The following is a 26,082-nucleotide window of genomic DNA, read 5'->3' as shown; positions in this document are numbered from 1 at the left end:
AGACAGACACCATGAGCAGCCTCATCGCCCTCGGCACGGGCGGCGCCGCCACCGTCACCACCATGTACCTGTACGTCGGCGTCCGCGGGAAGGGCAAGATCACCGTGGAGCCCGACCACGTCCCCTACTGGGCGTTCGGCGTGGGTTTGCTGGCGGCCAACGCCGGCACCGCCTTCCAGCAGTTGAGCGGCATCGGCCAGCAGCTCAGCGACGGCTTCCAGGGCAACGCCGCGATCGGAGAGTGGCAGACCGGCGCCACCGCCGCCGTGCTGACCCTCGCCGTCTTCGGCCTCAAGCCGCGGGCGTGGAAGGACGCGCTGTGCGGCGCCGTCGCCCCGTCGCTGTACGCCGCCGCCGGAGGCTTCTGGGCCATCCCCGCCAGCGTCCTCGGCGGCCTCATCCACTCGTTCGTGAGCTGAGAGAGGATGGCGATGGAGAAGATCTTCCCCACCGACAAGCTCCTCCCCACCCTCCTGTGGCCGGTCACCGGCCTGACCACCGGCACGCCCGTCCTGATCCGCAAGCTGACGGCCCCCCAGCGCGAGCGCCGCGCCGAGGCCGCCACCCTCAAGGCCGAACACGACAAGCTCGCCGCCGAGGCTGCGAAGTTCGACGAGGCCGCGTTCGCCAAGAAGCTCGCCGAAGCCGATCCGGCCAAACGCCCCGCGATGCTCCACGCCCGGGAGACCGCGCGGGTCACGGCCGAGCAGTTCGACCTGGAGCAGGCCAAGGCCGACCGCAAGGCCACGCGCAGCCGACTCGGCGACGCCGCCGGCGCGGCCGCCCTGATGCTGGTCGTGGGCGGGCCGTTGGTCTGGTCCCTCGTCGGCCCCTGGATCGAGCCCGGCATCGGCCTGCTGCTCGGCGGCTGGTGGATCGCCGCCCTCATCCACGCCCCCGCCCCCGCCCCCAGCAAGGGCACGAAAGCCGGGGCCACGGAGGACCAGGGCGAGGAGGACGACCAAGCCGACGAGGAAGAGGACGACCAGGAAGAGGAGTACCGCCTCCGGACACCCGCCGCCCCGGCCACGCCCCGAGAGCTGTCCGCCGCCGAGCTGACCACCTCCGTCGAGCACATGGTCGCCCTGCGCGCCCAGACCGATGAGGGACGCGGCCACGTCCACCTCGCCGAGGCCCTCGAAACCTTCCAGCGCCACGGCCTCTACCCCGACGCCGACGCCCGCGCTTTCGGCGCCCTCGTCCGCGCCGCCGGCCTCCCGGTCGAACCCGGGATCCGGGTGCCCGGCAGGACCCCCTCCACTGGCTTCACCGCCACCTCCCTCGCCACCCACCTCCGCCGCTCACCCGCCCTCCCCCCACAGGCCGCCGCCCAGGCCGCCGTCGACCACACCCCCCAGGCCGCCTGAGACCGCCCCACCCGCACCACCCGCACCACCCCTGAGCCCCCCGTCCGACACCCCGCCGACGGGGACTCAAGGGTGGTGCGGCCACCCCCTCCCACCCCTCTCCCCCGACCGCACCCAAGCCCCCGCCGATCCCGACTACACCCGCCCGCTGACCTGCGACGACTACACGACTACAACCCCGACTACGCGCCGACTACAGGCCCAACTACACCCCTTCGGAAGGGGAAAACGATCAGCCAGTCCCTCGACGGCCCCCGCCCCGACGCCAGCCACTACGAACTCGCCCAGGTCTACGTCACGTACGGCTCCCTGCCGCCCGCCGACCACGCCCACCTGCTCGCACTGCTCGCCATCACCGACGCCCTGCGGACCCTCACCGACCAACCGACGCCCGACCCGCAGCCCACCCACCCCTGAACGGAGACACCATGGCCCGCCTGCGCCTGCGATACGCCACCTGGCCGCACCCCGAGATCCAACTGATCGACACCCCCGACCCGGCCTGCCCCGACTGCGAAGGCGAAGGCGGCTGGACCCGCGACTACGGCCACCCCGAGACCGGCGAGTACGACGGCACCGACACCCACTACTGCGCGTGCTGGGATCCCGCCCGCGTCCGCCGCCTGCTGCCCGTCCCGCGCTGGATCGCCCGCCGCTGGCTCGGCTGGACCGAACCCGTCTACTCCGCTGAGCCGCCGTTCTAGCCGCCTGCCCGACCGGCCGTGCCACCCGGACCACCGCCACAGCCGGAGGCGAGGTCCGGGTGGTGCGGGGGCCGGACAGACCGGACCCGCTCCTGTGAAGGGAAAACGCCGTGACCAACCCCCACCAGCCCTACTTCGACGCCGTCCTCGCCGCGCTCGGCGCCAACGCCGACCCGTCCGAGTCGTTCGCCGAGTTCTGCGCCGACAACGGAGAGGTGATGCTCACCGAGATCTGCATCCGACTCGACACCGACCGCGCCCAGGCGGCCGGCTACCCGCACGGCCTGACGCTGCTGTGGGACCAGGTCTCCGGTTGGATCTGGGCCCGCGGCACCAGCGACGACCGCCTCTCCAACCCCGAGCTGCTGGCCTTCGGCCTGGTCGTCACGCCCGACGGCATCGCCACCGCCGCCGACCTGCTGCTGTCCGGCCGCGCCGACGCCCTGCCGATCCAGTGCGAGACCACGGCGCCTAGCGACAACCCGCTCACCGACGCGCTGGCCAAGGCGGTGGCCGAGGGCAACCTCGACCACACCACCGCGGCCCAGCTCGCCCAGTACGCCTGACCGGCCTGCCCGATCGGCCGGCGGACCCGTGGTCCACCGACACCCCCGCTCCCGTCCCCGTCGCCCCCGGGACCGAGTGGGGCGGCGCCCCGGCCGGCGGCCCCGAAGAGCCGCCGTTCTAGCCGGACCACGTCCCCGAGCAGCACGAAGCCCCGCAGCAGCAGCCCGATCTTGGCAGAGAGGCGGCTGCTGCGGGGCCAATCCGATCCCCTTCGCAGAGACCAGGACTCCAGCATGCCCGGAAACACCACCGCCCCGCAGCCCCGCTGCGAAGCCGCCCACCTCGACGACGAAAGCCCCTGCCAGGGCCCGCGCGACGCCGTGACCGTCCTCGACCGCCACGGCGACGCCGCCAAGGCCTGCGTCCACCACGGCACCCGCCTGTACGCCAGCCTCATCGACCCGCGCGTCCACCCCGGCAGCGTCCCCGACGCCGCCCTCGACGTCTACTACCGCGCCCAGACCACCTCCCCCTTCGCCTGGCTCGACCACCACCAGCTCCCCGGCGAGGACGAGTCGTGAGCCGGACCCCGCCCCTCGGTGACCAGCGCGGACTGTGGCAGGCCGTCATGGCCGCCGCCGCAGGCCGCTGCCAGTGCCGCGGCACCTGCGGCAGGAACCACGACAAGGACGGCGGACGCTGCCCCGCCGCCCACGGCGCCGGCCCCGCGTACCTGCTCGCTGCCCCCGCCGAACCGGCCAGCCTGCTCCTGCCCCCGCACAAGGCCGCCGCCCTGCCCAAGCAGGCGCTGGCCGCCTGGTGCCCGGCCTGCCACGACGCCACCCGCCGCACCGCCGCCAAGGCCCGCCAGGCTGCCACCCCGGCCGCCGAGCCGGATGGCCTGTTCGACCTCTGACCTCCCCTTCCATCGGGCGGTCCGCGCCCGATGGTCTCCCCGGGATCGGACCGCTCCGCACGAAAGGAGCCCCCGTTGAGCACCCAGCACGCGGCCGTTATCCCGTTCCGGCCCGAGCCCGCCGAGGTCAAGGCCGCCGAGCAGGCCGTCATCGGCGCTGCCTTGCTCGACCCCGCCCAGGTGCCGGCGCTGGCCGCCCAGCTCGGCGACCCGAGCGCCTTCTACCACCCGGCACACGAAACGATCTGGCGCGCCATCGTCCGCATGGCCGACGGCGAGCGGCCGGTCGACCCGGTGCTGCTGGCCGGTGTCCTGCGCGCCCAGGGCGACCTGGTCCGCATCGGCGGGCCCGGCTACCTGCACACCTGCATCGAGGCGACCCCAACCGCCGCGAACGGCGACTACTACGCCGAGATCGTGCGCGTGGCCGCCGAACGTCGCCGGATCAACACCGCCACCAGCCGCCTCGCCCACATGGCCGGCGACGACCAGGCCGACTTGGAGGCCGTCCGCACCGCCGCCCTCGCCGCCCTGGCGGACCTCGCCTCCGGCGAGACCTGGCTCGACCCCGTCCCGCTCGGCTCCCACGGCGCCCTGCCGACGTTCCCCGTCCGGGCCCTGCCCGGGTGGCTGGGCGCGTACGTGGAGGCGGTGGCGGAGTTCACCCAGACCCCGGTCGACATGGCCGCCACCATGTCCCTGGCCGCGCTGTCGACCGCCGCCGGCGGCCGGGTGAACGTGGAGATCCGGCCCGGCTGGCGCGAGCAGTCCAACCTCTACCTCGTGTGCGCGATGCCCCCGGCCAGCCGCAAGTCCGACGTGTTCGCGTTCATGACCGGCCCGGTCTACCGGGTCGAGGACGAGCTCCGCGCCGAGGCCCGCGGCCGAATCATCGAGGCCGAGACCGCCAAGGAGACCGCGCTGGCCGAGGTCGAGGCGCTCATGGCCAAGGCCCGCAAGAACCCCGACCTCGACCGCGCCCATCTGGTGGCCGAGATCTCCGGCGCCCGGATGCTGGCCGACGAGATCGTCGTGCCGCCGAGCCCGCGGCTGACCCTGTCCGGGGACATCACCCCCGAGACCGTCACCCACCAGCTCGCGGTCCACCGCTGTCTGGCCGCGCTCTCCCCCGAGGGCGACCTCTTCGACAGCATCGTCGGCCGCTACAGCAGCAAGCCCAACCTCGGCGTCTTCCTCCAGGCTCACAAGGGCGAGCGGCTCCAGGCCGACCGGATCACCCGCGAGCAGCCCACCGTCGACAAGCCCGCGCTCACCATCGGCGTCACCCCGCAGCCCGCCGTCCTCCAGGAACTCGGCGCCGCCCCCGGTACCCGGGACCGCGGCCTGCTCGCCCGCTTCCTGTACTCCCTCCCGCCGTCCAACCTCGGCTACCGCAAGATCCGCACCACCCCCATCCCCGCGCCGGTCGCCACCACCTACGACGTCCGCCTGTCCACGCTCCTGCGCACCCTCACCGCGCTGGACGAACCGGTCGTCGCGAAGATGACCGAGGCCGCCGACCTCGCCGTCGAGAAGCTGCAGGAGAGGTTCGAGGTCCAGCTCCGCCCGGACGAGCCGCTCGCCCACATCAAGGACTGGGCGGGCAAGCTCGTCGGCCACATCGCCCGCATCGCGGTCCTCCTCCACCTCGCCGACCACGTCGGCGGCGACTGGCGCGCGCCCGTCGAGGCGGCCACCGTCGACCGCGCCGCCGAGATCGCCGAGTACTACACCGCCCACACCCTCGCCGTCTTCGACCTCATCGCCGCCGACCCCGCCACCGAGGACGCCCACGCCCTCCTCCAGTGGCTCCAGCGGCCGAAGAAGGACGGCACCCACCGCACCCACATCAAGGCCCACGACGCCGTCGCGTCGTCCCGGCGGTTCAAGAAGGTCGCTGACGTCGAACCCGCCCTCGCCCTCCTCGAACAGCACGGCTGGCTCCGCACCGACCAGCCCCCGGCGAGCAACCAGCGTGGACGACCGCAGGCCATCACCTACCGTGTCCACCCTGCGCTGAGCGCCCCCACCGACACGGACCCGATCACGTAACCGTCAGGAACGTCAGGACAAAGCCCTGACCTGGCGATACGCCGCCGGACATGCCGTCAGCGCACGTCAGGGTTGTCAGGGATAGCCGAACTCTCCTGACAGCCCTGACAACCCCTGACGCCCGGCCAGGAGCCGTATCGGCAGGTCAGCGGGTTCCCCTGACATGCCTGACGTCTTCCGCCCTTCGCCGCCGCCCGCGAGAGGGCTCGCAACACTCCGCAGCCACCCTCCGCACCCACAGCAGGAGACTTCGCCATGCCCAAGCGCGAACTGCTCAAGCTCCCCGTAGTGCTCGCCGAACTCGGCATGTCCCGTGCCGCCTTCTACCGGATGCGCGCCCGGGGCCAGGCGCCGCGCCTCATCAAACTCCCCAACGGTCAGGTCCGGGTCGACCGAGCCGACCTGGACGCGTGGCTCGCCGCCTGCGAGGTGGCCGCCTGATGCCCACCTCCTACAAGGTCACGTTCTGGGAGCACCGCCACCGGCCCGACCGGCGCAGGCCGTGGATGGTGCGGTGGACGGTGAACGGGACCCTGGAGTTCTCCGAGTCCTACCTCACGAAGACCCAGGCGGACGGCCGGAAGGCCGAGCTGCTCGTCGCGGCGGCCTCCCACGAGCCGTTCGATACGGAGACGGGCCTCCCACTCGCGGAGCTTCGCAAGCGCCAGGAGGAGCAAAGCTCCGTTACCTGGTACCAGCACGGACGGAACTACGTCGAGGCCCGCTGGGACGGCGCCCCGGCCAAGACACGGACGACCTGGGCTGACGCCCTGGCCAGCGTCACGTTCGAGCTGGTCAAGAGCAAGACCAGCATGCCGGACAAGCTGCTGGTGCGGCGCGCGTTGTACGGCTGGGCCTTCAACGTGAACCGCTGGACCGATGAGCCGCCGGCCGACGTCGCCAAGGCCTTGGCATGGGTGGCGCGGAACTCGGTGGACGTGTCCGAGCTGGCGGACCCGAAGATGGTCCGCCGCCTGCTTGCCGCCCTCTCGGTGAAGCTGGACGGCACCAAGGCCGCCGCCTCGACCACGCTCCGGAAACGCCGGATCCTGAACCACGTCCTGGGCCGTGCCGTCGAGGACGGCCTCCTGACCGTCAATCCGCTGCCGTCGGTGCAGTGGCAGCCCCCTCGGGCCGAGGATGGGGTCGATCCCGAGTACGTCATGAGCCCGGAGCAGGCCGCCGCGATGCTGGAGGCCGTCGGCCGGCAGGGGCGGCGCGGGCCACGGCTGGTCACCTTCTTCGGGTGCATGTACTACGCGGGCATGCGTCCGGGCGAGGTGGTCCACCTGCGCAAGGACCGGTGCGTTCTCCCGGCGGAGGGCTGGGGGAAGCTCAACCTCAACGGGAACAGCCCCCGTGTCGGGTCGTCCTGGACCGATAGCGGCGCGTCCCACGATCCCCGCGGCTTGAAGCACCGGGCGGAGTCGGCCACCCGGCCGGTACCGATCCCGCCCGAGCTGGTGAAGCTGCTGCGGGAGCACATCGAGCTGTACGGCACGGCTCCCGACGGCCGGCTCTTCCGGACCTTCCGGAACGGCATGGTGCAGGAGAGCGGGTACGGCGTCGTCTGGGCCGCTGCACGGGCCGAGGTCTTCAGTGAGGAGGAGCGGGCCACCCCCCTCGCCAAGCGTCCGTACGACGCCCGGCACGCCGGGATCTCGCTCTGGCTGGCCTCCGGCGTTGCGGTGGCCGAGTGTGCCCGACGTGCGGGGCACAGCATCGCGGTTCTGCTTCGCGTCTACGCCAAGTGCATCCACGGCGATGAGGACCACGCGAACCGGCTCATCACCGAGAGGCTCCAGCGGCGGGCCTCACACCCATCGACGACCGAGGGCTCTTGATCCTGGTCCGCGCCTGGTCCGGAACTGCTGGTCAGGACTGGGATTCGGGCGAAACAGGGTGAGACAAACCGCGCAAAACGGCCATCCGGTGTGGCCTGCGTTCGAGTAAAAAGAAACGGCCCCTGATCCACGTTTCCGCAGATCAGGGGCCGTTCTCTATCCGGTGGCTGGTGTAGGGTTCGAACCTACGTAGGCTATGCCGGCAGATTTACAGTCTGCTCCCTTTGGCCGCTCGGGCAACCAGCCAGGATCTTGTCCCCCGGGGCGTCCGCCCCGTTCGACGTCGTAAACAATACCTGATGCCAGGGGGTGCTCCGCCACTCGATAGGTCACGTGATGATCAAGGGCCACGGCGTGGCTGTCGGGGGCGGGGGCGGGGTACCGCTGGATAGGCTGGGGAGGCGGACGCCCGGTGGGGCAGGCCGTGCCAGTGAAGCCAGAACATCAAGGAGACCAACACCCATGGCCGACTCCAGTTTCGACATCGTCTCGAAGGTCGAGTGGCAGGAGGTCGACAACGCGATCAACCAGACCTCCCGTGAGATCGCCACCCGTTTCGACTTCAAGGGCGTCGGCGGCGAGATCAGCCGCTCCGGCGAGAAGATCGAGATGAAGGCCAACGGCGAGGAGCGCGTGAAGGCCATCCTGGACGTCCTACAGGGCAAGTTCATCAAGCGCGGACTGTCGCTCAAGGCCCTGGACGCCGGCGAGCCGCAGCTGTCCGGCAAGGAGTACAAGATCTTCGCGGACATCAAGGAGGGCATCTCCACGGAGGATGCCAAGAAGGTCGCGAAGATCATCCGCGACGAGGGCCCGAAGGGCGTCAAGGCGCAGGTCCAGGGCGACGAGCTGCGGGTCAGCTCGAAGAGCCGCGACGACCTGCAGACCGTACAGGCACTGCTCAAGGGCAAGGACCTGGACTTCGCGATCCAGTACGTGAACTACCGCTGACCCCCGGAGGGTTGTGCGGCAGGGCCCCGATTCCAGAAGTGACTGAGCGTCGTACGCTCGCGATGGCCCGGCTGCCGCAGACCGCTGTCTGCGGCAGGCGGGCCTTCACCGGCCCAGAATCCGAAATCGCCCTTCGCCGACCGGGTCGATCCGCACACTACCCATCTGCCAGTAGAGCTCCGGTCACCTGCAGTCCACTGCGAAACTGCGGCTATCTCCGACTTGCGCCCCACCGGCTGCCTTCCGGCAGGCCGCCTACCGCCTGCTGGAGAAGCGCCTGGAGGTCAGCCTCGTCAATGCCGCCCGCGAACGGGGGCTCTTCATCGAGGTCGCCCAGCATCTGGACGGACGGATCGTCCAGGATGCGGCCCATAAAGTCGATCTTCTCAGCCAGGCGAACGGCGACCTTCTCATCTGCGGTGCCCTCTGAAGCCAGGACAGTGACGCGCGTCACCGCCTGGGGCGGCAGGCCGAGACGGTGAATGCGGTCGAGGCTCTGGAGGAAGCGGCCAGCCTGGAAGTCCCGGTCGATGTAGACCGCGTCGTGGCATACCTGGTGCAGGCTGATCCCCTCACCTAGCGTGGCCGGATTCGAGATCAGGACCGCGCAGTCGCGGTCTTGCCGGAAACGGCGCAGCTGCTCCTCCCTGTCAGGGGTACCGCCGTGGATAACCGCAGGGTGGTAGCCCTCGAAGAGGGCTGCCAGTGTCGTGATGCTCCGCACGAAGCTGGCCCAGACCAGTGTCTTGCGCCCCTCGGCTGCATTGGCCTTCACGATGGACAGCGCTTCCAGGTACTTGGGAGGCGTCTCGTAGCTGGACAGCTTCTGCAATAGCGCGTGCAGCGGGTCCCCTTCGGGCACAGAGAGTGGCGGAACCCGGAGGGCCAACGGTTCGAACCGGCTGGACCCCTCCACCAGGAGGGCGGGGCTCGTCGCCGCCATCAGCAGCCGGAGCACCGCCCGGCCGAGGGAATGGAAGCTCGCCCGCTCCGCCAGCGCACGAACCGTGAACCTGCCGACCATGGCATCGTAGATCTCGCGGTGCAACGGGGGCATCGGCAGGAACCGCATGCGGACGTCCATCGGCGGAAGCCCGAGCTCGTACTTGGTCGTCCGCGTGTAGAGCGGCCTGAGGACGCGACTCGCCTCAGAGAGGTCGCCGCCGTTGACGGCCTGGGCCACCACCCGGCGGCCATGGCCGGGCCAGACAAACGATAGGAGGCTCTCCAGGTCTTTCGCGCCATTGGGGGCCGGGGTTCCGGTCATGATGAGCCGACGACGGCTCAGCGGGCCCAGGGCTAGGCAGACCGCCCCGTACACGCCCGCGCTGCCGAGCTTCATGCGGTGGGCCTCGTCCAGGACCAACAGGGCCGGGGCGGAGGAGAGCCATTCCGCCAGTGCGAACTGCGACCGGCCGAGACGCTCGTAGTTGACCAGCAGGATGTCGGCCGAGTCCGGCATCCTGCTGCCCAGGATTCGGACGTCCGGCGGCTCCCGGAAGCAGGCGCGGCTCTCAACCTGCCACGCCTCATACGCGGACTTAGGACAGACCACCAGCATCCTGAGAACATCGCCGCGCTCGCGCAGGGCGGCGAAAGCGGCGAGCGCGACACGGGTCTTGCCGGCCCCGGGAACGCTGAAGTTCGCCCCGTGGCGGAGCGACAGCAGCCTTGCCGCATCGCGCCGCTGAAACGGCGTCAGGTCGCCCGCCCAGCCTTCGCCCAGCATCCGGTCCAGGTCGTCCGGATCAACCTCGCCGTCCTCGATGCCCCCCGCCAAGAACCGCTCAGCGGCATCGGCGGTGTCCAGCATCTCGACGACCAGGTCCTGGAAGGCCGGCTCCCAGACCACTCCCTCTGGGTCGCTCCAGCCGCTCAGCGCCTCGATGCCGGCCACGAAGTCGTCAACGGGAACCTCCGCAGTGTGCAACTCGGCCATCCGTCCAGCCGGGAACCGGGTCAGCAGCCGGGCGAGTTCGGCACCGTGCTCCGGAGTCGTACGCAGCAGCGCCTTCGTCCGACTGACGTCGAACCCAAGAGTGAGACTGGTCGAGGGGTAGTCCAGCACTAGTGTCCCTTGTCGAGCAATCCGATCAGCCAGGACGTCTCGTCTCCGGGCTCGGAAACCGTGCGCTTGACCTCGATCGCGAGCTTACCGAGACTCCGCCGGAGCTTGGCCACCGCGTCGTCGAACGCATCCTCGTCGAGGCTGCGCGACGCCCGGGACATCACCAGGTCGGTCACGCATTGATCAATCGCCTGGCTGGCATCAGCCAGACGAGTGGGGGCTGCCTGCTTGCGCTTCCGGACTCGGGCATCCTTGCCGGCGAACTCCAGCGACGACTCGAACGCGTCCTTGTATGCCCTCAGTGTGTCCGCCGCCCGCACTGCTTCCTGGCTACCGGTGGGGAGATGGGCAGAACTGACGGCTTTGGCCTGTAGCACTGCGTCCGTCATCACCCGGGCAGCGGCCACGGCATCCGACGGGCCCTTCACCGTCCGGCTGAGGCCCGGGATCCGTACCGCTCCGGCCGACGACGGTACCGGCTGGAGGCCGCTGGGCAGGGCGTTGGCCAGGTAGCGGCCCTGGAAGTCGGCCTCGATGAGCCGCAGGTCGGTCTTGGAAAAGCCCAACATGGCCGCCGCCAAGCGGAGCTCCAGCATGAGGTCGGCCTTCTCGGGGCTGTTGGCCTCCTCCTTGGCCACCTTCCGGTGCAGCTCCCGCAGCTTCTCTGCATGGTCCTCGAAGGCGATCAGCGGCAGCGCCCGCCCGTCGGCCTCACTCCTCCTGACCATGCTGCGGATCAGGTTGTAGACCCACTGGTCCCGGCGGCAGGCCTCCTGTGTGGTGCGGAAGGTCGTCGCGATGCTGGCCAGCGCGACGCCCTGGGAGACCAGCTCGTCGATAGCCAGGAGCCGGTTGATGTAGGAGTACTCGCGCCGGTGATCCTTACGTAGCTGAAGGGCCAGCTCGACCGAGGCGATGTCGCCCCAACTGCACGACGCGGGGAGGACGCCTACACGCATGACCTGGGTGGGCCCGTACCGCTGGAGCAACGCCGCCCTCCGGGTGTTGCCGTTGACCAGGACCCCGTCACGGGTAATGAGGCCGGCGTCGTTCTGCCCGTACTGCACAAGGCTGTCCGCGAGCTTGTCGAACTCGGGGTCGGGGCGTGAGGGGTCTGCCGGCACAGCCTTCAGCAGGAAGTCGAGGTACGCCTGGCTCTCGGCGCTCCACGGATCTGCTTCAAGAAGCAGGTCCCGGTCGGCATCGTGGCTCCGCTGTGCCCGGATCCGATGAGTAGCCGGGTTGTAGTAGAGGTCGCCCACCGACATCTCGATGACATCGAAGGAGGAGAGGTTCCCCCTCCAGTCGATCGTCACCGTCTCCCGGAGGCCCCCGGCCTCGGAAAGCTCCCTGAGTCGGAACTCCACCGACGCGCGGTTCTCCTCTGCCCTGGGCGGCCGGCCGTAGTCCCTGGTCATTCCTTCTCCCCCTCGCGAGGCATACGAATCGTTGTGGTGTTCAGAGCTCGAGTGCCGCGCGGACCTCCGCGCGAGAGCTGTCAGGGAGGGCCCGGTAAGAGCTCCAGACCTGTTCGACGGAACGGAAGTCGCGTTCGTCAGCAGCGATCCAGTCGGCCAGGACCTCGCGGTCCTCCGCCTGAAGGCGCTCTATGGCCCTGAGGACATCGCCGAGGTCCGCCACCAACTGACGGCCGCCCAGTCGACAGCGCTGACATTCAGTCACCAGCTCAACCACCTCGGTTCCATCCGGGCGGCGCACTCGTCGGCGGGCGATGTCCAGTTGAGCCGTGTCATAGGTGCCCTCGTACACCGCACCCGGCGTCATGCCGCAGGACCGGCACATGTTCCCGTCCCCGGAGATCGTCTCCCGGCGTTTGCCGGCACCGATCGCGATCGTCCCCTTCGGGCGGGTCGCCTTGCCCGGTTCCCACACCGGAATCCCCTGCTCGACGAAGCGCTGCTCAGACGGATCAAGATCGCCCGCCTCCCTGTTCGTATGGATGACCCACCCGAAGTCCCGGAGGTCACGCATCCGCCGGTCGATCTGGGAGACACCGGGAAAGGCCTGGCGGAGCTCCTCCTTGGTGAAGACCCGCCCCTCACCTACCACCGTGACCAGCCAGAGAGCGGCGCGCTTCATGGTTCCGAGGGCAGGGTCGCCCCATGCCGGCAGATCAGACACTCGCATCACCCGTTCCATTCGCCGCGCACAGGCGGCACAGCCGTGGCCAAGCCCGGCATCCAAGCGTAATGCCGAACAAGCCTTCTGTATATCACAGCCATCCCCTCAAGGCAATACCTTAAGTGGCGCGCAAATGACAAGCTGTCCGATCTGTCGCGAATTCCCGCTATGGCACACCCCGCGACACTCTTTACAGGGATGTAAAGAACCTTCGGCCGAAATCCACTACCGGAGGCAGGCGGGAATCCCCTATGGTCGACCCGTGCCGCATCAGGCGGCCATGCAAAGCCGCATGAAAGGGTTTGCCCGGGAATGCCCCCTACGAGAAATATCGACATGCCGACAGAAATCCCCTCACCCTCCAAGCCTGAGAACAGTCAGACCTCTTGCATGCATAGCCAGAGGTTCACCGCCGCACTGGCCGTAATCCGCAAGGCGTTCGACCGAATCCCCATGGCGGCCGTGGCTCGGCGCATCGGCGTCTCCGAGGCGTCAGTGTCGCACTGGCTCCACGGGCGCCGAACCCCCAAGAAGCAGCACCTGATCCGCCTGTACGAGGAGGCCGTGCGGCGCCAGCCCCTGCCGTTCCAGCTGCAGCACCTCCTGCAGCTGCACATGGAGGCACGCTGCGCCCCCTCTTCATGCCGCAGCACACCCCTCGCCCGGCAAGGGGACCGGCACAACAGCTCTGCCGAGCAGCGGCGCATCGAAGGGGACCGGCGCAACGGCTCCGCCGCCCTCGCCGACGCCGCCCTGCGGACCGCAGCCACGACGAGCGGAACGGCATCGACCGCCGGAGCATCCACCGGCATTCCAGGCGAGTTACGGTTCGGTCTGGAGATCTGGGCAATCTCTGCATCCTTGGCGGAAATCATGGCAAACGCCAGAATCCTGCTCTCGTTCGGGCATGAAGATGCCGCCCGAATAATTCTGTCAACAGCCGCCAGGCGGCACGCCGACATGGTCGACATGGTGATTTCGGCACTGCGATTTGACAATTCTGGAAGGAGTTGAGGAGATTAGGATTTGGCCGACTCGGCAATCCGATAAATTCCAGGCGCCGACAGGGGCGGCCGCAAACCGCACCTGCCATAACCACCAGAAGCGCAAACCGTCCGGAACGGCATTGCGCCTTCCACTGGCCGGAAACCGGTCGGCAAGGGTTTCGGTAGAGCGAATCCGAGGCCACCTCCAAAGTCGCGCCTCCTGCTGATCCGCGAACCGCACCATGTCCTGATGTCCTGCTTCCGAAGAAGGCCGACCAGCCCCTGGCCTGGGAAATCGGACCGGCAGGCTGCCCCAGGGACTCCCGGAACGACAACCGATCGACTGCTGTGCAACGACACCAAGGAGCTCGTATGCAGCACAAGCGCCGGCACCAGCGCAAGCACAGGCCAAACGGCCGGAAGGTCCAGCGCCATCAGCAGAATACGGTCTGCAAATGCGGATGTAATATCAGCGCTCCGATTGCCCCCGCCGACCGACCACAGCGCCGTGCGCCGGAGAACGCTCCGGCATCACATCCGGCTCCCGCAACCTCCGTCCGCCAGCTCGCGGCGGAGCTCGCAAAAGCCCTGGCCGTAACGGTTCGTACACTCGGTAGCGATCGATCTTTCTGGCAGGTCGTACGTCTCGTCCTGGAGGCAATCAGCCTCCTCCAGTGACCGGCGTTGGCCGACACCGCGCCTCCGGTCAATGAAAAAAACCGCTGTCGGCCGACGGCGGACGGGCCGAGCGGTCGTTGCGCTGTCGGCACTGAGCAAGACCCGAACGAGCCGCTACCTGGGCCCCTCAGCGCGGCAATACAGCCAGCCATACCCCGCCACCCGGGGACACTGGCGGGGTATGGCGACCAAGAGGTATGGGGGCCACGAGTGAGGCATGAGGCCGGGGGTTGGACCGCGGTCGGGCAAGCGGGCCTGGGCGGCACGGCGAACCCAGTGTGGAGCTATGGAAGCCAGATCGGTGGTGGCTGGGAGCACAACCGGGGCCGCCACTCTGGTTTCGAGATTCCGCATTGGCCGGAGACAGCGGCCGCCGGCCTTGCGCCTGAGATGATCAAGGAGGCGTCGCCTGCGGGCAGTCGACGCCAAGCAGGTCTTGGCAACTGTGGACCGACAGCTCCGCCCTGGTGGCCGACAGGGCGGCGAACAGCGCTTACCAGCGAAACCCAGTGACAAGGGTTTTCCCAGGTCAGCGCCGTGATCGCGCCAAACTCGCAGGTCAGCGCGGTGCTGGTGCAGTACGTGAACTACCGCTGACCCCTGGAGGGTTGTGCGGCAGGGCCCCGCTCCCGGGAGCTTGAGCTCCGGGGGGCGGGGCCTTTCGCGTGGGTGGGGTCAGCCGGCGGCAGGGTGGGGGTGGGCGGCCGTGGCGAGGGCTTGGGCCTGGGCGCGCAGGGTGGCGAGCTGGTCCAGCAGGGTGGCCGGGCCGGAGGCCTTGGACAGGGTCGGGGCGGTCACCGCCGGGGCGGTCGAGAGCTGGGCGATCAGGCCCTGCAGGGTGGCGACGAGCTGTTGGACGGCCGCGGGGTCGGGGGTGGTGGACGTGGCCTCCGAGAGCAGGCCGGCGATCTGGTTGATGACGTCGCCGAGAGTCCCGAGGGCCGCGCTCGGGTCCGGGGTCGCGGGCAGGGCCGGGACGGCGGGCAGGGCCGGGGCGGCGGGCACCGGAACGGTCGGCAGGGCCAGGTCCGGGGGCAGGAGCGGGGCGGCAACCACCAGGTCGGCGGGCGCCGGGATGGCGGCGGGGTTCGGGGCGGAGGCGAGGGTGGTGCGCGGGGCCTCGGCTTGGCGGTCGGCGGCGGTGGCGAACGCCGTGGTGACCACGGTCAGCGCGAGGGCCGCGATCAGCGCGGCGACCATCCGGGTGGCACGCATGGGTGCTGCTCCCTCTCAAGTGCGAGTCAGGCGGGATCGCCTGCTTCACACGGTGGGGCAGCACTCCTGACGCAGCCACCGCAGCTACGCCGAACGACGCGCGACGGCCGGCCGACGATGAGCCATCCGGCGATGGGCCGCCCGACGGCGAGTCATCCGACGGCACCTCAGTCGGCGGCACCTCAGTCGGCGGCGGGTCAGTCGGCGGCTGCCCAGCCGCTGGTGCCGCGGTGGGCGGACAGGCCGACGGACTCGAACTCGTCCACCCGGCCGGCCTCGGTGCGGGCGCCGATCCGCCGCAGGGCGCGGGAGATCGGGGAGCCCTCGGGCGGGAAGGGTTCGAACTCTCCCTTGGTGAGCGGTCCGAGGACGATCCGGCCGTCCTCCCAGACGGCGGCGCGCTGGGTGCCGCTGCCGCCGAAGTACTCGGCCTCGACGCAGGCGATCGGGCCGGCCTTGGACCAGGCGGCCAGCCGGAGTTCGAAGCCGCCCGGGTGCCAGCCGAAGCCGGCCCCCTCGGCGGGCTTCGTCGAGCCGTCGTCGGTCTGGAGGGCGGAGAGCACCGCGGGGGTGACCGGTATCAGGGCCAGACCCTGCGCCAGTGGCACCACCCGGGCCGTCGAGGTTTCCGCCGCGGCCACCGCCAACAGCTCGAATGTTCCTATCAGGGCCTGGAGTTCATAGGACATGCCGGTCATCGTGTCCCACCGCACCGACAGTCGGCGCGGAGTTTATGATTCCGTGCCCGGCTGGAGTCCGTAGAGCAGGGTGAAGACCGTCACGTCCACCGCGTCCTCGGCCGTGCTGGGCGCTTCCTCGTTCAGCTCGTCGATGACTGCGGCGAGTTGGGTCCGCAGCCGGATCAGCCGGTCCGGGCTGAGCCGCAGCGTCGAGTGCACGAACAGTCCGGGCGGCCCGACCGATCCGTCCCGGGGCGAGCTGAAGTCCAGCCGCCCGCCGAGGACCTGGGCGCGGAAGTCGCCGCGGACCCGGTCCATGGCGGCCAGGATGGCGTCGTACGCCTCGGAGCGGCCCGGGGAGTCCGCGGTGAACATCTCCGGGGCGAGCCGGATCGACTCCTGGGCGGCGGCGTAGCGGCTCTCGACGATCCCGGAGACCAGCCGGGTGCCGGCCACGATGACCAGCCCGGCCTTCTCCAACTGCTTGATGTGGCGGTAGAGCTTGGTCTGCGGTTCGCCGAGCGCGGCGGCGATCTCCTTGGCGGTGAGCGGGCGCTCCTCGCCGGACTTCAGGGCGCCGAGGATGGCCAGCCGCAGCGGGTCGGCCAGCGCCTTGAGCACGGCGACGTCGGCCACCTGGCGTTCCTTGACCCAGGTGGTGGGTTGCTCGCCGCCGTCGGCGGGTTCCAGATCGTGCTCGGCCACGGGCACCACCTTGGCAGATCGGCCGCGCCGCACGCAATCACGCTCTGGTGAGCGCTCACCCTTGCGCAACCAATCATGCTTCCGACATCATTCACCACAACGTGAATGATGTCGGAAGCGCGAACAGCGGGGTGGGCCATGGCGGGGAACAGAACGGCGGCTGACGAGTCGAGGATGGCAGCGGGGGCAGGAGAGACGGCGGCGAAGGCCGCGGCGGCCACGCCGCCCGTCCCGCTGCGACGGAACTTCCGCTTCCAGGCGCTCTGGGCCGGCCAGGCCGCCGCGACGCTCGGCATGCGGGTCGGCGACACCGCCTTCCCACTGCTGGTCCTCGCACTCACCGGTTCCTCCACCGCCGCCGGGGCCTTCGGGGCCGTACAGATGGTCACGACCCTGCTGCTGGGCGTCCACGGCGGCGTGGTCGCCGACCGCCTCGACCGCCGCCGGGTGCTGATCGCCTCCGACGCCGCCCGGCTGCTCGTCACGGCGACCGTCCCGGTGGCCATGGCCTTCGACCGGCTGACCCTGGCCCACCTGCTGCTCGTCGCCGCCGCCGTAGGGGCGACCATCGCGTACAGCGGCCCGATCCGGCTGCTGGCACTGCGCTCGGTGGTGGCGCCGGAGCAGCTGCCGCAGGCACTCGCCCAGGACGAGGCCCGGATGACCGGGGCCTCGCTGGCCGGTCCGCCGCTGGCCGGCTTCCTGTACGGGCTCGGCAGCGCGGTGCCGTTCCTCGGCACCGCGCTCGCCTCCCTGCTCGCGCTGGTGGCCGCGCTCGTGGTGCGCTTCCCCGGCCGCCCCGCCGACGCACAGCCGAGCGGCGAAACCGCCACACAGCCGAACCGCGAACCGGGCGGCACGGAACCGGCCCCCGAGTCCGGCGGCGCCCTGGCCGGGTTCCGCCTGCTCGCCGCCGCCCCCCTGCTGCGCTCCGCCCTGGCCGTCCTGCTGGTGGTCAACTTCGCCGGGACGGCCCTGATGCTGCCGGTGATGGTGCTGCTGCGGGACGGGGGCACGAGCAGCGCCGGGATCGGCCTGGCGCTGGCCGGCGAGGCGGTGGGGGCGCTGGCCGGAGCGGTCCTGGTGTCCCGGCTGCACCGGTTGGCCGGGCCGGGCGTCCTGCTGCTGGTGGTGGCCTGGACCGCCGTGCCGGTGACGCTGGCGCCGCTGCTGCCGGGCGGGGTGGCCACCGTGTTCGCCGCGCTGTTCGTGGTGGGGATCGGCGTTCCGGCCCTGCGGGTGATGCTGGACCTGCTGGTGTTCCAGCAGGTGCCGGACGAGCTCCGCGGCCGGGTGATCGCGGCGACCATGACGCTGCTGACCGCGGGCATGCCGGCCGGGACGCTCGGCAGCGGCCTGCTGCTGGACCACCTCTCCCCCGCCGTCGCGCTGGCCGCGATCAGCGTCCTGCTCGCGGCCGCCCTGCTGCCCGCGACCGCGAGCCGTACGCTGCGCCGCGCCGCCTGGCCGGCGCCGCAGGATCCGGCGGCCCGCCCCTGACAGTCGCTCACCCGCGCGGGTGCACGCCGCATGCGGCGGCCTCGGCAACCGGGTGAACTGGCCGGGTACGGCCCGCCCCGGGGCCCCTCCCGGGCGGCGTCCGCGCCCGCGGCGCCTCGCGCCCGGACGTCGCGCAGCCGGCCGGGGCCGTACCGGAGGAGGACAGATGGGTTCCACGGACGCGCCCTCGCCCGGCCGGGGCGGCCCCGGCGAGGCCGCCGCCCCCGACGGTCCCAGCAGGACCGGTGACCCGAGCAGCCCCGGTGACCAGGGCGACCCCGGCGGCCGGGGAGGCCCCGGTGACCGGAGGAGCCCCGGCGGCCCGAGGAGCCCCGACGGCCCGACCACCCGCGAGCGGACCGGCGCGGTGGCCGCCCGGGTGGTCACCGCACCCCGGATGTCCTGGCTGACGCTCGCCCTGATGACCACGAGTTCGGTGGCCAGCCTGCGCTCCGCCCCGACCATGGCCGTCTACGGCCTGGCCTGCGTCTTCCTCTACCTCGTCCCGGCGCTGGTGTTCCTGCTGCCGACCGCGCTGGTCTCCGCCGAGCTGGCGTCCGGCTGGGAGGGCGGCGTCTACCGCTGGGTCTCGGAGGGCCTGTCAAAGCCGCTGGGCTTCCTCGCCGTCTGGTGCCAGTTCGCGATGACGATCTTCTACTACCCGTCGCTGCTGGCGTACGTGGCATCGACGATCGCGTACGTGGTGAACCCGAAGCTGGCCAGCAACGGCCCGTACACCGCCGTGGTGATCATGGTGCTGTACTGGACCGGCGTCTGGGTCTCCTCGCGCGGGACGAAGGCCGTGGCCGGCCTGTCCTCGATGGGCCTGGTGATCGGCACGCTGATCCCCGGCACACTGCTGGTGGTGCTCGGCTTCGTCTTCCTCGGCCAGGGCAACGGCTCCGCCGCGCCGATGGACTCCGCGCACCTGCTGCCGCAGTGGACCGGCCTGGCCAGCCTGGTGCTGATCGTCAACAACTTCCTCAGCTACTCCGGCATGGAGATGAACGCGGTGCACGTCTCCTCGCTGCGCAATCCGGCGCGGGAGTTCCCGCGCTCGATGTTCACCGCGTCGGCGATGGTGCTGCTGATCTTCATCCTGCCGGCGCTGGCGATCAGTTGGGTGGTGCCGTCCAGCGAGCTGAGCCTGACGGCCGGCGTGATGCAGGCCTTCGACGCCTTCTTCCAGTACTTCGACATCGGCTGGCTCACCCCGGTGATCGCGGTGGCGCTGATCGCGGCCTCGCTCGGCGGCATGCTGACCTGGCTGGCCGGGCCGTCCAAGGGCCTGTTGATGATCTCCCGGCAGGAGGGCTACCTGCCGCCGTTCCTGCAGAGGCTGAACCGGGAGGGCGTCCAGCAGAACCTGCTGGTCGCCCAGGGCGTGGTCACCACGGCGATCGCCCTGCTGTACGCGCTGATCCCGAACGTCTCCAGCGCGTACTGGATCTTCTCGGTGATCACCACGCAGGTGTACCTGATCGTCTACCTGCTGATGTTCACCGCCGCGATCCGGCTGCGGCGCACCCGGCCGGACCACCCGCGCGGCTACCGGGCCCCGGCGCTGGTGCCGATCTGCGTGGTCGGGCTGCTCGCCTCGGCGTGCGCGATGGCGATCGGCTTCGTACCGTCGTCCCAGTTCGGCAGCGGCAGCGTCTGGACGTACATCGGGATCGTCGGCGGCGGCCTGTTGGTCCTCGGCCTGCTGGTCCCGTACCTGTTCCTACGGCTGCGCAAGCCCGGCTGGCGCTCCCCGGAGGCGGCGGCGGAGCTGGCCGCGCAGGAGTCGGCCGAGCTGCGCGGCGCCGCGGGCGGTGCGGCATGACCACCAGCCTGATGGCCTCCCGGCACCGCTGGATCTATCTCGGGGCGATCGGGCTGCTGGTCGCGATGCTGATCACCGGCCTGCTCTCGTTCACCCAACTGCACGCCACCGACCAGGCCGACCGCAAGGCCGGGCAGCTCGCCCGGGCGCTGGGTTCGGCCGGCTATCCGGTGCCCGCGCGGGACCAGATCGTGCACACCCTGGGCGAGGACGGCGGCGCCGTCTGCGCGAACCCGTCGAACGCCCTGACCCAGGCGCAGTGGACGTCCGGCATGTCCAACGGCGCCGACGGGCCGGGCCAACGGCCGGTGCTGTCCGACCGCGACGCGGTGCGGGCCGAGGCGATCGTGCTCTCGGTGTACTGCCCGGGCAGGCTCGCCGAGATCCAGGACAAGATCGACGACCTCAACTTGCAGGACACCGTCCGCAAGTAGCCCGCCCGGCCTTCGAGGAGGACCCGACCGTGCCTCGACCCTTCACCACCGAGGACTACACCGCCCGGACGGCCCGGGCCGCCGCCGAAGCGACCGCCGCCGGACTGTCCGGCCTGGTCGTCGCCCCCGGCCCCGACCTGGTCTACCTGTGCGGCTACCAGCCCACCGCGATCACCGAGCGGCTCACCGCCCTGGTGATCACCGCCGGACGCGCACCCGCGCTGATCGTCCCCAGGTTGGAGCGCCCGGACGCCGAGAGGGCGGCCGGCGCCCCGGCCCTGCGGCTGCTCGACTGGACCGACGGCGAGGACCCGTACGCCACCGTCCGCCCGCTGCTCGACCCGGCCGGGCGGTACGGCATCTCCGACAACGCCTGGGCGATGCACCTGCTCGGCCTCCAGGCCGCGCTGCCCGGCACCGGCTTCACCTCGCTCACCGAGACCCTGCCGATGCTGCGCGCGGTCAAGGGCACCGAGGAGCTGGAGCGGCTGGCCGCGGCCGGCGGCGCCGCGGACGCCGCCTACCGGGGCATCCTGGAGGTCGAGTTCGCCGGCCGCCGGGAGACCGACGTCGCCGCCGACCTCGGCGCACTGCTCATCAAGTACGGGCACAGCCAGGTCGACTTCACCGTGGTCGGCTCCGGCCCGAACGGCGCCGACCCGCACCACGAGGCCGGCGACCGGGTGATCCGGCCCGGCGACACCGTGGTGCTGGACTTCGGCGGGCTCAAGGACGGCTACGGCTCCGACACCACCCGCACCGTGCACGTCGGCACCGAGGTGCCGGCGGAGGTCCAGAAGGTGCACGACGTGGTCCGGCTCGCCCAGCAGACCGCGTTCGAGGCGGTCCGACCCGGGGTCAGCTGCCAGGAGATCGACCGGATCGCCCGCCGGGTGATCACCGAGGCCGGCTTCGGCGAGTACTTCATCCACCGCACCGGGCACGGCATCGGCATCACCACGCACGAACCGCCGTACCTGGTCGAGGGCGAGGAGCGGCCGCTGGTGTCCGGCATGTGCTTCTCCATCGAGCCCGGCGTCTACCTGCCCGGCCGCTTCGGGGTGCGGATCGAGGACATCGTCACCGTCACCCCCACCGGCGGCCGCCGGCTCAACAACACCCCGCACGAGCTGGGCTTCGTCTCATGACGGGGCCGTCACCCCGCTGCTCCGCCGCCAGAACGGCGGTCCGACTGTGCGACTTTCTTACGAGGCGGTCATGGTTCACCCAGAGTCCTCCAAGTTTGCGTTGGTAGTTTCGGTGAGCATGACGAAGCTGCTCAGCCCGGCCCCGCCCACCCCGGCGCGGGCCGGGCGACTGCGACCCGTGACCGCCCGCCCCCGCCGTACCGGTCTGTCGAGACTCCGGCTGCTGGCCTGGCCGGTCTACCTGACCGCGCTCGTCTGGTACCTGCGCACCCAGGGCATGGCCTTCGCCAACGACGTGGTGTTCCTGTGGCTGATCGGCGCCCTGCTGACGGCGGCCGTGCACAGCGGGCACGGCCGACGCGGCTTCCTGCTGGTGCTGCGCGACTGGGTGCCGGTGATGGCCGCGGTCTGGACGTACTCGCTGCTGCGCGGCTACGGCGCGCACACCCCGTGGGCCCCGCACTGGCTGCCGCAACTGCGCGCCGACGAGGTGCTCGGCTTCGGCGAGACCTGGACCGTCCGGCTCCAGCACGCGCTGTGGACGCCCGGCTCGCCGCACTGGTACGACTACGCGGCGACCGTCGTCTACCTCTCGCACTTCTTCCTGGTGTTCGTCCTGCTCGCGGTGCTCTGGCGGCGCCGGCACGAGCGGTTCCGGCAACTGCTCGCCTGCTACCTGCTGCTCACCTTCGCCGGCTTCGCCACGTACCTGCTCTACCCGGCCGACCCGCCGTGGCTGGTCGCCCAGGAGGGCCACCTGCCGGGGCTCACCCGGGTCGTATGGGACGTGATCTCCACGAGCGGGCTGCCGCAGGCCAACTCGCTGGTCGAGAACGGCAGCCAGTTCGCCAACGACGTCGCCGCGATGCCCTCGCTGCACTCCGCCTACCCGGCGATGCTGCTGTTCTTCTTCTGGCCGACGGCCCGCCCCTGGCTGCGGGCGCTGCTGGTCGCCTATCCGCTCGCGATGGCGTTCACCCTGGTGTACGGCGCCGAGCACTTCATCGTGGACATCTTCGCGGGCTGGGCGTACGCGGCGCTGGTGGTGTTCGGCCTCCGCTGGCTGCGGAACCGGCGTACCCGGCTCATCAGGGAACGGGCAGACTTGGCCGGGTGCCGAACCAGCCCCTCCCTCCCGTGAAGCCCACCGCCGAACAGCTCCAGGCGGCCAAGGACACCACCATCCCGGACGTCACCGGGCCCGGACTGCGGGTGCTGTTCTGCGGCATCAACCCGGGCCTGTGGTCCGGCGCCACCAGGCACCACTTCGCCCGCCCCGGCAACCGCTTCTGGCCCGCCCTGCACCGCTCCGGCTTCACCACGCGCCAGTTCCGCCCGGACGAGCAGGGCGAACTGCCCGCGCTCGGCCTGGGCATCACCAACGTCGCCCCGCGCACCACCGCCAAGGCCGACGAGCTGACCGCCGAGGAACTGCGCGAGGGCGGCGCCGCGCTCACCGAACGCGTGCTGCGGCTGCGCCCGCGCGTCCTGGCCGTGCTCGGCATCGGTGCCTACCGGACGGCCTTCGGGCAGCGGCGGGCCGCGATCGGCCGCCAGCCGGAGGGCATCGGCGACACCGAGGTGTGGGTGCTGCCCAACCCGAGCGGGCTCAACGCGCACTACACGCTGGACGGGCTGGCCGCCGAGTTCCGCCGGCTCCGGGACGCGCTGGACGGCTGACGGCTGAGGCTGGGGGCCGCCGGATCCGGTGGCGCGACCCGGTCACTCCGGCAGCACGGCCAGCTCCAGGGCGGCCAGCCGCTCCGGGTCGGCGACCACCTCGTAGCCGGCCACCAGGCCGTCCGCCACCGCCACCCGCAGCACCAGCCGCAACCGCCCGCCCGGGGCGATCACGATCCCCGGCACCCCGTCCACCAGTGCCACCGCGCCGAACCGGGCCCGCCGGCCGAACACCGTCGTCTCCCGGGCCACCGTCTCCGCGCCCCGGGCCACCGGGGAACGCCCGGCCGGCAGCGCGGCCGGATCGGCCCGGCGCACCACGTCCGGCGCCAGCACCGCCAGCAGCGCGGCCAGGTCCCCGCCCCGGGCGGCGGACAGGAACGCCTCCACCACCCGCCGGTGCCCGGCCAGCCGCTCCGGCGGCAGCGCGGCCGCCCCGCGCACCCGCTGCCGGGCCCGGCTGGCCAGCTTCTTGGCGGCCACCGGGGTCCGGCCGACGATCGGCGCGATCTGCTCGAACGGCACCGCGAAACCGTCGTGCAGCACGAAGGCGACCCGCTCGGCCGGCCCCAGCCGGTCCAGCACCACCAGCAGCGCCCGACCCACCGAGTCGACCAGCAGCGCCTCCCGCTCCGGATCCGCGCCCTCGGCCCCCGCCCCGGCCGCCGGGTCCGGCAGACCGGCCGGCAACGCGTCACCGGTCGGCTCCTCGCGGCGCACCGCGCGGGCCCGCAGCACGTCCAGGCAGATCCGCGACACCACCGTGGTCAGCCAGCCCGGCAGGTTGTCCACCTCGTCCGGGCCGGCCCGGTCCAGCCGCAGCCACGCCTCCTGGACGGCCTCCTCCGCCTCGCCCGTCGACCCGAGCATCCGCTGGGCGACCGCCCGCAGCCTCCCCCGCTCGGCCTCGAACCGCGCCGCCCGCACCTCGTCCCGGTCCATCGGTCACCTTTCCTCGGCCCCGCCCGTCACACCGATGACGATCCACCCACCACCGAAGTGACGGGAGAACGCTGTGACCACCACCACCCTGCTGCACCTGGACTCCAGCATCAGCCTCGGCGACTCGGTCAGCCGCGCGCTGACCGCCCGGTTCGCCGCCGCCTGGCGCGCCCGGCACGGCTCCGCCGGCCGGTACGTCTACCGGGACCTCGCCGCCGAGCCGGTCGCCGCGATCGGCGCCGGGTACGCCATGCTCGGCCGCCGCGTCGAACGCAAGGGGACCATCCCGGCCTCCGACATCGCCGCCCTCGCCGAAGGCCCGGACGAGGAACACGAGTGGTCCCTCACCCACCCGCTGGTCGACCGGCTGCTCGCCGCCGACACCGTGCTGCTCGGCGTGCCGATGTACAACCTCACCGTCCCGGCCGTGTTCAAGGCCTGGATCGACCGGATCAGCTTCCCCGGCGTCTACACCGACCCGGCCACCGGCGAGAGCCTGCTGCGCCGCACCCGGGTCGTCGTCGCGGCCGCCCGCGGCGGCGGCTACGGCCCCGGCACCCCGCGTGAGGCCTTCGACTTCCAGACCCCGTACCTGCGGGCCTACTTCGCCAGGCTCGGCGTCCCGGCCGAGCACCTGCACATCGTCCCGGCCGAACTCACCCGCGCCGACGACATCCCCGCCCTGGCCGGGCTGCAGCCGATCGCCGCGAAGTCCCTGGCCGACGCCGAGGCCGCCCTGGACGCGCTCGCCACTGCCTGATCTGCCTGATCCACCCGGTCTACAGCGGGGTGACGGCCTTCAGCACCACCAGCAGGGCCACGGCGGCGTTGAGCGCGCACAGCGCCGACGCCGCCGTACCGGCCGCGGCGACCATCGCGGCCAGGCCCGCCCGGGTCTTCGCCGGGGGCCAGTTGCGGGACGTCGGCACCGGGCCGAGCAGTGCGGCGACCCGGCGCGGCACCGGGCCGGGCGCGGGCGCCGGGGCGGCGAAGGCCGCGAAGCCGGGCGCCGGCGCCGCGTGCGACACCAGGGCCGCCCGGGCCACCGCCCGCGCGGTGATCCGGCGGTCCCCCACCTCCTGCGCCGACTCCTCGTCCGCCCAGCGCTCCGCGCTGAACGCCACCGCGTACTGCAGCGGCCGCAGGAACGGGTTGACGCAGGCGGCCAGTTGGGTGGTCAGCAGGTACCGGTGGTGGCGGTGGCGCAGGTGTGCCCGCTCGTGCGCGAGCAGCGCCTCCCGCTCGTCCTCGGGCAGCCCGGCCAGCATCCCGGTGGAGACCACCACCCGCCCCGGCGAACCGGGCAGCGCGTACGCGTACGGGCTGCGGTCCGGCAGCACCGCGAGGTCGCCGGCCGACTCCGGCCCCGCCGGCAACCCGGTCAGCGCCCGCCGGGCCCGCGAGCGCACCCGCAGATGCCGGCCGACCGTCCGGGCACAGGCCGCGGCCACCAGGACCAGCAGCCACATCGCGGCCGTCCCGAACGTCTCGTGGTACGGCAGCGCGGCCCGCACCTCCGGATCGGACCAGCTGTCCGGCAGCGGGTTGCCGGGGATCTGCGCGGTGCCCACCACGCCGATCAGGCCGAGGCAGAGCACACTGCACACCGCCATCACCGCGCTGATCACGGTCATCAGCCGGGCCGCACCGCGCGGGTGCAGGTGCTGCTCGGTGAGACGCGCGATCGGCACCGCGGTCAGCGGCAGGATGAGCGGGAGGAAGACGAAGAAGCCCACGG

General features: G+C 71.5%; 27 protein-coding genes and 1 tRNA gene. 19 read left to right on the top strand and 9 right to left on the bottom strand.

All coding sequences use genetic code 11. The annotated features are described in order from the left end of the window. Positions 1-11 precede the first annotated feature (11 nt). From AB0P03_RS15960 to AB0P03_RS15915, 10 genes are all read left to right on the top strand, one after another. Entirely contained in the window at positions 12-419 is a 408-nt protein-coding gene (locus tag AB0P03_RS15960) for a hypothetical protein (RefSeq protein WP_363629345.1), read from the top strand. A gap of 12 nt (positions 420-431) precedes the next feature. After that, positions 432-1,367, top strand: coding sequence for a hypothetical protein (locus AB0P03_RS15955; protein ID WP_363629343.1), 936 nt, complete (start codon positions 432-434; stop codon positions 1,365-1,367). A gap of 72 nt (positions 1,368-1,439) precedes the next feature. Then, positions 1,440-1,784: a hypothetical protein gene (locus AB0P03_RS15950; RefSeq protein WP_363629342.1), complete on the top strand. Its 345-nt coding sequence runs from the start codon at positions 1,440-1,442 to the stop codon at positions 1,782-1,784. A gap of 11 nt (positions 1,785-1,795) precedes the next feature. Further along, entirely contained in the window at positions 1,796-2,071 is a 276-nt protein-coding gene (locus AB0P03_RS15945; protein ID WP_363629340.1) for a hypothetical protein, read from the top strand. Positions 2,072-2,181: 110 nt separating this feature from the next. Beyond that, a complete protein-coding gene (locus AB0P03_RS15940; protein WP_363629338.1) occupies positions 2,182-2,637 on the top strand; it encodes a hypothetical protein in 456 nt (151 codons plus the stop codon). A 234-nt stretch (positions 2,638-2,871) separates the two neighbouring features. Further along, positions 2,872-3,159, top strand: a complete 288-nt coding sequence (locus AB0P03_RS15935) for a hypothetical protein (protein WP_363629336.1) — start codon at positions 2,872-2,874, stop codon at positions 3,157-3,159. Further along, the gene (locus AB0P03_RS15930) at positions 3,156-3,494 is read left to right on the top strand and encodes a hypothetical protein (protein WP_363629334.1); all 339 of its coding nucleotides are present in this window, start codon (positions 3,156-3,158) and stop codon (positions 3,492-3,494) included. Before AB0P03_RS15935 ends, AB0P03_RS15930 begins: the two co-directional genes overlap by 4 nt. Before the next feature lie 75 nt (positions 3,495-3,569). Continuing rightward, positions 3,570-5,546 (top strand): DUF3987 domain-containing protein, encoded by a 1,977-nt coding sequence (locus AB0P03_RS15925; RefSeq protein WP_363629332.1) that lies wholly within the window; start codon positions 3,570-3,572, stop codon positions 5,544-5,546. A 255-nt stretch (positions 5,547-5,801) separates the two neighbouring features. Then, a complete protein-coding gene (locus AB0P03_RS15920) occupies positions 5,802-5,987 on the top strand; it encodes a helix-turn-helix domain-containing protein (RefSeq protein WP_280675284.1) in 186 nt (61 codons plus the stop codon). Beyond that, the gene (locus tag AB0P03_RS15915; protein WP_363629330.1) at positions 5,987-7,390 is read left to right on the top strand and encodes a site-specific integrase; all 1,404 of its coding nucleotides are present in this window, start codon (positions 5,987-5,989) and stop codon (positions 7,388-7,390) included. Before AB0P03_RS15920 ends, AB0P03_RS15915 begins: the two co-directional genes overlap by 1 nt. Positions 7,391-7,554: 164 nt before the next feature. Here AB0P03_RS15915 and AB0P03_RS15910 read toward each other — a convergent pair. Further along, positions 7,555-7,636: transfer RNA gene (locus AB0P03_RS15910), tRNA-Tyr, on the bottom strand. 216 nt (positions 7,637-7,852) lie between these two features. Between AB0P03_RS15910 and AB0P03_RS15905 the strand changes: the two genes are divergently transcribed. Next, the gene (locus AB0P03_RS15905; protein WP_063348915.1) at positions 7,853-8,341 is read left to right on the top strand and encodes a YajQ family cyclic di-GMP-binding protein; all 489 of its coding nucleotides are present in this window, start codon (positions 7,853-7,855) and stop codon (positions 8,339-8,341) included. Positions 8,342-8,552: 211 nt separating this feature from the next. Here AB0P03_RS15905 and AB0P03_RS15900 read toward each other — a convergent pair whose 3' ends face one another. Genes AB0P03_RS15900 through AB0P03_RS15890 form a run of 3 tightly spaced genes read right to left on the bottom strand, consistent with a single transcriptional unit; the run spans position 8,553 to position 12,509 of the window. Next, positions 8,553-10,409 carry a DEAD/DEAH box helicase gene (locus AB0P03_RS15900; RefSeq protein ID WP_363629328.1) on the bottom strand — a complete coding sequence of 619 codons (1,857 nt, stop codon included), beginning with the start codon at positions 10,407-10,409 and terminating at the stop codon, positions 8,553-8,555. Continuing rightward, entirely contained in the window at positions 10,409-11,827 is a 1,419-nt protein-coding gene (locus AB0P03_RS15895; protein ID WP_363629326.1) for a transcriptional regulator, read from the bottom strand. Before AB0P03_RS15895 ends, AB0P03_RS15900 begins: the two co-directional genes overlap by 1 nt. Before the next feature lie 40 nt (positions 11,828-11,867). Further along, entirely contained in the window at positions 11,868-12,509 is a 642-nt protein-coding gene (locus tag AB0P03_RS15890; protein ID WP_363629324.1) for a hypothetical protein, read from the bottom strand. Positions 12,510-12,941: 432 nt separating this feature from the next. Here AB0P03_RS15890 and AB0P03_RS15885 point away from each other — a divergent pair, with 432 nt between their 5' ends. Next, a complete protein-coding gene (locus tag AB0P03_RS15885; protein ID WP_363629323.1) occupies positions 12,942-13,565 on the top strand; it encodes a helix-turn-helix transcriptional regulator in 624 nt (207 codons plus the stop codon). Between the two features lie 1,325 nt (positions 13,566-14,890). On the opposite strand, the gene AB0P03_RS15880 is transcribed toward AB0P03_RS15885, so the two are convergent. The 3 genes from AB0P03_RS15880 to AB0P03_RS15870 form a co-directional block, all read right to left on the bottom strand. After that, entirely contained in the window at positions 14,891-15,430 is a 540-nt protein-coding gene (locus AB0P03_RS15880; RefSeq protein ID WP_363629321.1) for a hypothetical protein, read from the bottom strand. A 197-nt stretch (positions 15,431-15,627) separates the two neighbouring features. Further along, positions 15,628-16,119, bottom strand: a complete 492-nt coding sequence (locus AB0P03_RS15875; protein ID WP_363579988.1) for a hypothetical protein — start codon at positions 16,117-16,119, stop codon at positions 15,628-15,630. Positions 16,120-16,161: 42 nt separating this feature from the next. After that, on the bottom strand, positions 16,162-16,815 hold the full coding sequence (locus tag AB0P03_RS15870; RefSeq protein WP_363579986.1) for a helix-turn-helix domain-containing protein: 654 nt from the start codon (positions 16,813-16,815) through the stop codon (positions 16,162-16,164). 174 nt (positions 16,816-16,989) lie between these two features. Between AB0P03_RS15870 and AB0P03_RS15865 the strand changes: the two genes are divergently transcribed. From AB0P03_RS15865 to mug, 6 genes are all read left to right on the top strand, one after another. Then, positions 16,990-18,315, top strand: a complete 1,326-nt coding sequence (locus tag AB0P03_RS15865) for an MFS transporter (RefSeq protein ID WP_363629319.1) — start codon at positions 16,990-16,992, stop codon at positions 18,313-18,315. A gap of 397 nt (positions 18,316-18,712) precedes the next feature. Further along, on the top strand, positions 18,713-20,140 hold the full coding sequence (locus tag AB0P03_RS15860; RefSeq protein WP_363629393.1) for an APC family permease: 1,428 nt from the start codon (positions 18,713-18,715) through the stop codon (positions 20,138-20,140). After that, complete coding sequence (locus tag AB0P03_RS15855; protein WP_363579982.1) at positions 20,137-20,574, top strand: hypothetical protein; 438 nt, start codon at positions 20,137-20,139, stop codon at positions 20,572-20,574. The genes AB0P03_RS15860 and AB0P03_RS15855 overlap by 4 nt, the downstream gene beginning before the upstream one ends. Before the next feature lie 29 nt (positions 20,575-20,603). Then, complete coding sequence (locus AB0P03_RS15850) at positions 20,604-21,722, top strand: aminopeptidase P family protein (protein ID WP_363629318.1); 1,119 nt, start codon at positions 20,604-20,606, stop codon at positions 21,720-21,722. 118 nt (positions 21,723-21,840) lie between these two features. Next, positions 21,841-22,863, top strand: a complete 1,023-nt coding sequence (locus AB0P03_RS15845; protein ID WP_363617892.1) for a phosphatase PAP2 family protein — start codon at positions 21,841-21,843, stop codon at positions 22,861-22,863. After that, positions 22,860-23,402: a G/U mismatch-specific DNA glycosylase gene (mug, locus tag AB0P03_RS15840; protein WP_363629316.1), complete on the top strand. Its 543-nt coding sequence runs from the start codon at positions 22,860-22,862 to the stop codon at positions 23,400-23,402. Before AB0P03_RS15845 ends, mug begins: the two co-directional genes overlap by 4 nt. Before the next feature lie 42 nt (positions 23,403-23,444). Here the strand turns inward: mug and AB0P03_RS15835 are convergent, their stop codons facing one another. Next, positions 23,445-24,344 carry a sigma-70 family RNA polymerase sigma factor gene (locus tag AB0P03_RS15835; protein WP_363629315.1) on the bottom strand — a complete coding sequence of 300 codons (900 nt, stop codon included), beginning with the start codon at positions 24,342-24,344 and terminating at the stop codon, positions 23,445-23,447. 73 nt (positions 24,345-24,417) lie between these two features. Here AB0P03_RS15835 and AB0P03_RS15830 point away from each other — a divergent pair, with 73 nt between their 5' ends. After that, entirely contained in the window at positions 24,418-25,104 is a 687-nt protein-coding gene (locus tag AB0P03_RS15830) for an NAD(P)H-dependent oxidoreductase (RefSeq protein ID WP_363629314.1), read from the top strand. 19 nt (positions 25,105-25,123) lie between these two features. Here AB0P03_RS15830 and AB0P03_RS15825 read toward each other — a convergent pair whose 3' ends face one another. Continuing rightward, positions 25,124-26,080 carry a M48 family metalloprotease gene (locus AB0P03_RS15825; protein ID WP_350876994.1) on the bottom strand — a complete coding sequence of 319 codons (957 nt, stop codon included), beginning with the start codon at positions 26,078-26,080 and terminating at the stop codon, positions 25,124-25,126. Positions 26,081-26,082: the final 2 nt, after the last annotated feature.

The sequence above is a fragment of the Kitasatospora sp. NPDC088779 genome, from assembly GCF_040685395.1.
Taxonomy (GTDB): Bacteria; Actinomycetota; Actinomycetes; order Streptomycetales; family Streptomycetaceae; genus Kitasatospora.
Note: the sequence above shows the minus strand (reverse complement) of the source record. Positions and strands in the feature narration are given on the sequence as shown.